General features: G+C 59.8%; 6 protein-coding genes. 3 read left to right on the top strand and 3 right to left on the bottom strand.

Annotated elements, in window-relative coordinates:
• A partial coding sequence (locus ACIREA_RS23935; protein WP_397384858.1) for a DUF1592 domain-containing protein occupies positions 1-1,725 on the bottom strand: 1,725 nt, incomplete at its 3' end.
• Between the two features lie 268 nt (positions 1,726-1,993).
• Between ACIREA_RS23935 and ACIREA_RS23940 the strand changes: the two genes are divergently transcribed.
• The 3 genes from ACIREA_RS23940 (at position 1,994) to ACIREA_RS23950 (ending at position 4,788) form a co-directional block, all read left to right on the top strand.
• Positions 1,994-4,240 carry a S9 family peptidase gene (locus ACIREA_RS23940; RefSeq protein WP_397384859.1) on the top strand — a complete coding sequence of 749 codons (2,247 nt, stop codon included), beginning with the start codon at positions 1,994-1,996 and terminating at the stop codon, positions 4,238-4,240.
• Positions 4,241-4,317: 77 nt separating this feature from the next.
• A complete protein-coding gene (locus ACIREA_RS23945) occupies positions 4,318-4,452 on the top strand; it encodes a hypothetical protein (protein ID WP_397384860.1) in 135 nt (44 codons plus the stop codon).
• A gap of 117 nt (positions 4,453-4,569) precedes the next feature.
• Positions 4,570-4,788 carry a hypothetical protein gene (locus ACIREA_RS23950; RefSeq protein ID WP_397384861.1) on the top strand — a complete coding sequence of 73 codons (219 nt, stop codon included), beginning with the start codon at positions 4,570-4,572 and terminating at the stop codon, positions 4,786-4,788.
• Positions 4,789-4,823: 35 nt separating this feature from the next.
• Here ACIREA_RS23950 and prfA read toward each other — a convergent pair whose 3' ends face one another.
• On the bottom strand, positions 4,824-5,903 hold the full coding sequence (gene prfA, locus ACIREA_RS23955) for a peptide chain release factor 1 (protein ID WP_397384862.1): 1,080 nt from the start codon (positions 5,901-5,903) through the stop codon (positions 4,824-4,826).
• 96 nt (positions 5,904-5,999) lie between these two features.
• Positions 6,000-6,376: 50S ribosomal protein L31 (rpmE, locus tag ACIREA_RS23960; RefSeq protein ID WP_397384863.1), on the bottom strand; the 377-nt coding region annotated here is incomplete at its 5' end.

Below are 6,376 nucleotides of genomic sequence, written 5' to 3' on the forward strand. Positions count from 1 at the left end.
CTTGCTGTACATCTCGCGGAAGAACTCCACCGGCTCTGAGCGCATGCTTTCCTCCAGCCATGCGTCGTAGGCGGGGTAGAGTTTCTTGTCCGGCGGGAACATGCCCACGCGGTTCAGTTGCAGCCACTGCCGCGCGAAGTCGTCGATGAAGCGGCTAGCTTTGCTGTCTGCGAGCATGCGATCGATTTCTTTCGCGAGGGCGTCACCCTTCAGCGCGCCGCCTTTGGCTGCTGTGAAGAGCGCGTCATCCGGCATCGAGCTCCAGAGGAGGTAGGAAAGCCGGGTGGCGAGTTCCGAGTCGGTGAGCTGCTCGAGGGCCACAGTGTCGCCCTCGACGATGTAAATGAAGTGCCTGGAGGTCAGCACACCCTGCAGCGCGACACGATAGGCATCGGCCATTTTTTCGCCTGCCGCGCGTTCATCACTGTAGGATTTCAAATACTCAGCCAGCTCTTCGGTCTTCACCGGGCGACGCCAGGCACGCTCGGCGAAGCGCTGCAAATGCTCTGCGACCACTTCAGGCGTGGCATCATCAGGCGGCACCACATCCTTGCGCCGTGCTTTTTCTGCGTCCGACACCAGCGGGCCCTCCCATTCGATCCAATCGAGCAGCACGGTGGAGAACAGGCCGTTTCCTTTGTCGTCAAACATCTGCGGTGCGTTCGGATTCAGGAGCGTGGTCTCGCTGCTGTGCGTGAAAACGTATCCGCCTCTGCTGCTGAGCGCATTGCGGAAGGCTGCTCCTTGCCGGCGGTCCACCACATCCGTGGCCACCACGCAGAAGTCCAGCGTTGCGGGCATCTCAAGAAACACCTCGAACTCATAGACCTGCGGCTTGTCTTCCGTCGCGGTGATGTCGAACTCCACCATGCCATCCACCGTTTCTTCACCCGTGCGCTTGCCGATGCTCAGATGGGCGGTCTGGCCGCCGAGCGGGCGGATGCCGCTGGCCTGGATGCGGAGCTTGTAGAGCCCGCTGTGCTCCGGGCCGATCTTGCCGAACCAGTTGGGCGAAAGCGCATTTTGAGTGTTGCCAGGAAACATCAGGTAGCGCAGCGGGCGCTTGATGCCGAAGCGGTCCAGCGCCGCCTGCTGTTCCTTGCCGCCGTTGTAGCGGATGTCGGCTGCGGTCTTGTGGACTTTGCGCGCCTCGGCCGAGGAGGCAGCGGGAAAGGCGCGGTCGAGCACAAGTTCCGCAGCGCGGTAGTAGCGATCCACATGCGACGGCGAGAGCGAGAGCTCTGAACCGATGCGCTCAAAACCGTGCCACAGCGTGTCCTCATTCAGCTCCCCGGGTTTGGCGGGATCATAGCGCACGCCGAGAAGATCATAGACGGTGTTTTGATACTCCTTCCGGCTCAGCCGATAAAGGGCGACCGCAGGCCGTGCCGCCATGCGCGCCGCACGGCCTTCTTTGATGTGCGCATCAAGGCTCGTCACAAACGCTGCGATCTCCTCCTGCGTCGGTTGCTTCTCCTTCTTGGGCGGCATCTCGCCGGAATTGACCTGTTCGATCATCTCCGCCCAATGATGGGTGTCCGCGCCCAGTTTGAAATCGCGCGAGAGCTGGTCGATCCGCAAATCTCCCTTCTCCTTTTTGGGGCCATGGCAGCTGATGCAGTGTTTCTGCAGGAAGGCGTCATACGGCTCGGCTGCGTGGACGGCGTCCGGCAGGCCAGAGGTGACGATGAGGAGGGTGGAGAGGCTGAAAACGTAACGGGTCATGGAGTCTTGAGCAATACGTAGCCGGCTCAGCCTTTGTGCGACGACCCCGAGTTTTCGGGGGGGGCGGCAGCGCGGGGGATTTCAAAGACGGTTTCAACCGATGGTCTCCTTCAGTATATTTCCCTTTGAGATGAGACGAAAGTTCGGCGAGATCATCTACGTCCGGGACAAGCTGAAGCGAAGCCCTGGATCAATCTGGCGTATTGTGCGGTGCTGGCCCAATTCAAGGATTGATGCGCGGCATTCAATGTCGCTTAATGGCGGCTTTATGAATTTTCGCCTGCTTTGTCTCCTGCTGGCTGCCCTCCACGGGGCCACATCCACCCATGCTGCGGGTAATCCCGAGCAGCTGACACTGGCCTCCATCTTCACCGACGAAGAGTACAAGGAGGAGAAAATGGAGACGCTGCACTGGAGCAAGAAGGGGGCGTATTACTTTGCCCTCGAATCACTCGGCAAGGACAGGGATGGCAAAGACATTCCCGGTAAAGATCTCGTCCGCCACGATGTGGCCACGGGCCTGCAGACGATCATCGCTTCAGCGAAAACTCTGACCGCTCCTGGCGGGAAGAAGCCGCTGAGCGTGGACAGCTTCGAGTTCTCCAAGGACGAGTCGCAAGTGCTGCTGTTTGCCAACACGCGGAAGGTCTGGCGCAAGAACACGCGTGGCGACTACTGGCTGCTGAATGTGGCGAGCGGAGCTCTGCGCAAGCTCGGCGGAGCTGCCGCGCCCGCGACGCTGATGTTTGCCAAGTTTTCACCCGATGGCAGCCGCGTAGCCTATGTGCAGAAGAACAACCTGTATGTGCAAAGTTTGGCGGACATGAAGATCACTGCGCTGACGGCGGATGGCTCCGCCACGCTTATCAATGGCTGTTCAGACTGGGTGAACGAAGAAGAGCTGGACCTGCGCGACGGCTTTCGCTGGAGTCCTGACGGGACGCGTCTGCTGTTCTGGCAGTTTAATACCCAAGATGTGAAGCGCTTTACTTTGGTCAATCATGCCGATGGCCGCTATCCGCGCATCACCTCGTTTCCTTATCCCAAGGCGGGTGAAAAAAACTCCGCCACGCGCCTCGGTGTGGTCTCTGCCGCGGGAGGTGGCATCACATGGATGAACGTGCCGGGAGATCCGCGTGAGCATTATCTGCCCCATGCCGAATGGACGCCGGATGGCAAGGCGGTGCTGCTGCAGCAATTCAATCGTCTGCAAAATAAACTGCATGTCATGCGCGCAGATCCCGCCACGGGTGCCACGCAACTGGTGTTCACCGAGACAGACAAAGCCTGGGTGGACAATAAGAACAGCATCCGCTGGATCGGTGATGATTTCCTATGGCTCAGCGAGCGCAGCGGCTGGCGCCATGCCTATCGCGCCACCCTGGCGGGTGAAGTCACGCCTATCACGCAGGGTGAGCTTGATGTGATTGACGTCAAGCAAGTCGATGACAAGGGCGGTTGGCTCTACTATTACGCCTCTCCCACCAATGCCACGCAGCGGTATCTTTATCGCGTCGGTCTCAAGGGTGGTGAGCCGCAGCGGCTCTCGCCTGCGGATCAGCCGGGCACGCATGGCTACGAAATGACCGAGGATTCGCAGTTGGCCGTGCATACGTACTCGACTGCGATTTCGCCACCTGTGATTCAACTGGTCTCGCTACCAGATCACCGCACAATCCATGTGCTCAGGACTCAGAAGAATCTGCGTGATAAGTTGGCGGCACTCAAGCTGCCGAAGGTCGAGTTTATGCGCGTGGACATTGGCGGTGGCATCTCATGCGATGCTCTCTGCATCAGCGCGCAGGACATGGACAAGTCGCGCACGCATCCGCTGCTCATGCATGTGTATGGAGAACCCGCAGGGCAGACCGTGCGCGATGCTTGGAGCGGGCAGCGCGGACTTTGGCACTGGATGCTGGCGCAGCAGGGCTATGTGGTCGCGAGTGTGGACACACGCGGCACGCCGAGCCCGCGAGGCCGTGACTGGCGCAAGAGCATCCATCTACAACTGGGCATCATGAACTCCCGGGAAGAGGCGGCCGCGACGAAGGCATTGTTGAAGCACTTCACTTTTCTCGACCCGCAGCGTGTGGGCATCTGGGGCTGGAGCGGCGGTGGCAGCAGCAGTCTGGACGCCATCTTCCGCTATCCCGATCTTTATCAAACGGCGATGGCCGTGGCCCCCGTGCCCGACCGCCAGCTCTATGACACCATCTATGAGGAACGCTACATGGGGCTGCCCAAAGCCAATAAGGAAGGCTATCGACTCGGCTCTCCCATCACCCATGCGGCGGCATTGAAGGGGAACCTCCTCATCGTGCACGGCACGGGCGATGACAATGTACACTACCAGGGCACGGAGAAGCTCATCAATGAACTCGTCGCGAAAAACAAACGCTTCACCGTCATGCCCTATCCGAATCGTGACCATGCCATCAACACCGGCAAAGGCACCCAGCGTCATCTGTATGAGCTGCTGACGAACTACCTGCATCAGCATCTGCCCGTGAACTGATTTTTCCCGCTCACAAGCAGGACGCGCGCCTATCAGAAGGAGGTTGAATGTTCAGGGGCAGGGCAGAAGATGGAATCATGAATGAGTCCTTTTCACCTCCTGCCACGCTGCGCCGCATGACGGTGGTTTCCATGGGGGCGCTGCTTGTCTTTCTGTGCAGTTGCATGCAGGGACCTGCTGATCCGGGATCAATGTTTCACCAAGGCCTGTAGCGGGATGCCTGGAGGACTCTGTCGGCGTACAACACCGCGCTGTTGGCGCATCGCGAAAAAGCCCGGACAGAAGTCCCGCCTGCCTATTGGGATGAGGGCATCCAGCGTCTTCACCCCATGAAGGTCTACACGCATCGGGGGAACCTCGTCGTCGTTCAGAGCGTGACCGAGGGCGCCGAGCACGGGAAGTACATCGACCTGCCAGTCACCTCGTTCCATCCTGTCTCCGCATGGTTCTCCCACAAACATGCCGTGGACGGTTTTGTCTTCCGCCCGGCTTGTGGAACAGGGGTGTTTAATTACACGCGCACGGCTGCGCCTGTGTACTCGAAGTGATGGAGGCAGAAGGCAGCACGCTGCCCCTGTGATCTTTACGTCAATCCAGCTTCCGCGAGACGCTCTTTCAGATCACTGGCCAGCAGGGCCTGAAGGATGCCTTCAATGCGGCCTTCCATGAACTGATCGAGGTTGTAGAGCGTGAGTTCGATACGGTGATCGGTGACGCGGTTCTGCGGGTAGTTGTAGGTGCGGATTTTTTCTTCGCGACCGCCGCTGCCGATGAGGTTTTTGCGGTTGGCGGAGTACTTGGCGGCTTCTTCCTGCTGCTTCTTTTCAAGCAGGCGTGAGCGCAGAATGCTGAGGGCTTTTTCCTTGTTCTTGATCTGGCTGCGGCCGTCCTGACAGCGGACGATGGTGCCGGTGGGGATATGGAGCACCTGCACGGCGGAGTCCGTGGTGTTCACGCCCTGACCGCCTGCACCGGAGGAGCGGCAGACTTCGATGCGGACTTCATCGGACTTGAGTTCGAAATCGACTTCCTCGGCCTCGGGCATCACGGCCACGGTGGCGGCGGAGGTGTGGATGCGGCCCTGCGCCTCAGTGGCAGGCACGCGCTGCACGCGGTGCACACCGCTTTCGTATTTCATCACGCGGTACACGTCTTCACCGCTGATTTTGACGATGACTTCCTTGAACCCGCCGACTTCGGAGGGGCTGGTGTCGAGGGATTCGATCTTCCACCCACGGCCTTCTGCAAAGCGCGAGTACATGCGCAGCAGATCGGCGGCAAACAGGGAGGCTTCATCACCGCCGGTGCCGGCACGGATTTCGAGAATGATGTCGCGGCCTTCGAGCGGATCGGGCGGCAGAATGGATTCCTGGATGGCCTTTTCGAGATCGACGAGGCGCTGCTCCAGCATTGGGATTTCCGCAGCGGCCATTTCGGCGAACTCCTTGTCCTCCTGAGACTTGGCCATCACGCGGCTCTCGGCCAGTTCCACCTGAGTTTTCTCAAACGAGTCCCATGAGGTGAGCAGGTTTTGCAGGCTGCGGTGTTCGCGCAGCATGTCGCCCGCCTTCTTGGCATCGTCGTAGAAATTCGGGCGGCCGATGATGTCTTCGAGATCGGCGAAGCGGGTGCGTTTACCGGCGATGACGCCTGAGTAGTCCATGAGGAGGGAAAGAGAGAGGGGAGAGAAGAGACAAAAAGAAAACGGTGCCCAGCACGAGGCATGGACACCGTTTGACTAAAAGGAGGGTGCTGTGAGCTACGCTTCGGCTGGAGCTTCGGCGGCGGCAGGAGCAGCGGCTTCGAGCTTCGGAGCGGTGCGGCGGGCGCGGACGGAACCGTAGCGCTGGGCGAACTTGTCCACACGACCGGCGGTATCAATGAAGCGCTGTTCACCGGTGAAATACGGGTGGCAGGCGGAGCAGATGCCGATACGGAGGTTTGGCACGGTCGAGATCGTGTTGTACACGGCACCGCAGGTGCAGGTGATCGTCGTCTCGGTGGTCTTGGGATGGATGTTTTCTTTCATGGTGGTGGGGAACCACGTGGTCAGGCGAGGCGCGGAATGCAGCTTTCGCCGGAGCGTGGGGGCAGGCAGAATAATGGACTTTGGGGGATGGTCAAGGGGGGAGTGAG

Source organism: Prosthecobacter sp. (assembly GCF_044373815.1).
Taxonomy (GTDB): domain Bacteria; phylum Verrucomicrobiota; class Verrucomicrobiia; order Verrucomicrobiales; family Verrucomicrobiaceae; genus Prosthecobacter.

What these genes read in the sequence shown, in the direction of transcription:
- ACIREA_RS23940 (WP_397384859.1), top strand. Translation starts at nt 1,994, where the DNA reads ATGAATTTTCGCCTGCTTTGTCTCCTGCTGGCTGCCCTCCACGGGGCC.
- ACIREA_RS23945 (WP_397384860.1), top strand. Translation starts at nt 4,318, where the DNA reads ATGAATGAGTCCTTTTCACCTCCTGCCACGCTGCGCCGCATGACGGTG.
- ACIREA_RS23950 (WP_397384861.1), top strand. Translation starts at nt 4,570, where the DNA reads ATGAAGGTCTACACGCATCGGGGGAACCTCGTCGTCGTTCAGAGCGTG.
- prfA (WP_397384862.1), bottom strand. Translation starts at nt 5,903, where the DNA reads ATGGACTACTCAGGCGTCATCGCCGGTAAACGCACCCGCTTCGCCGAT.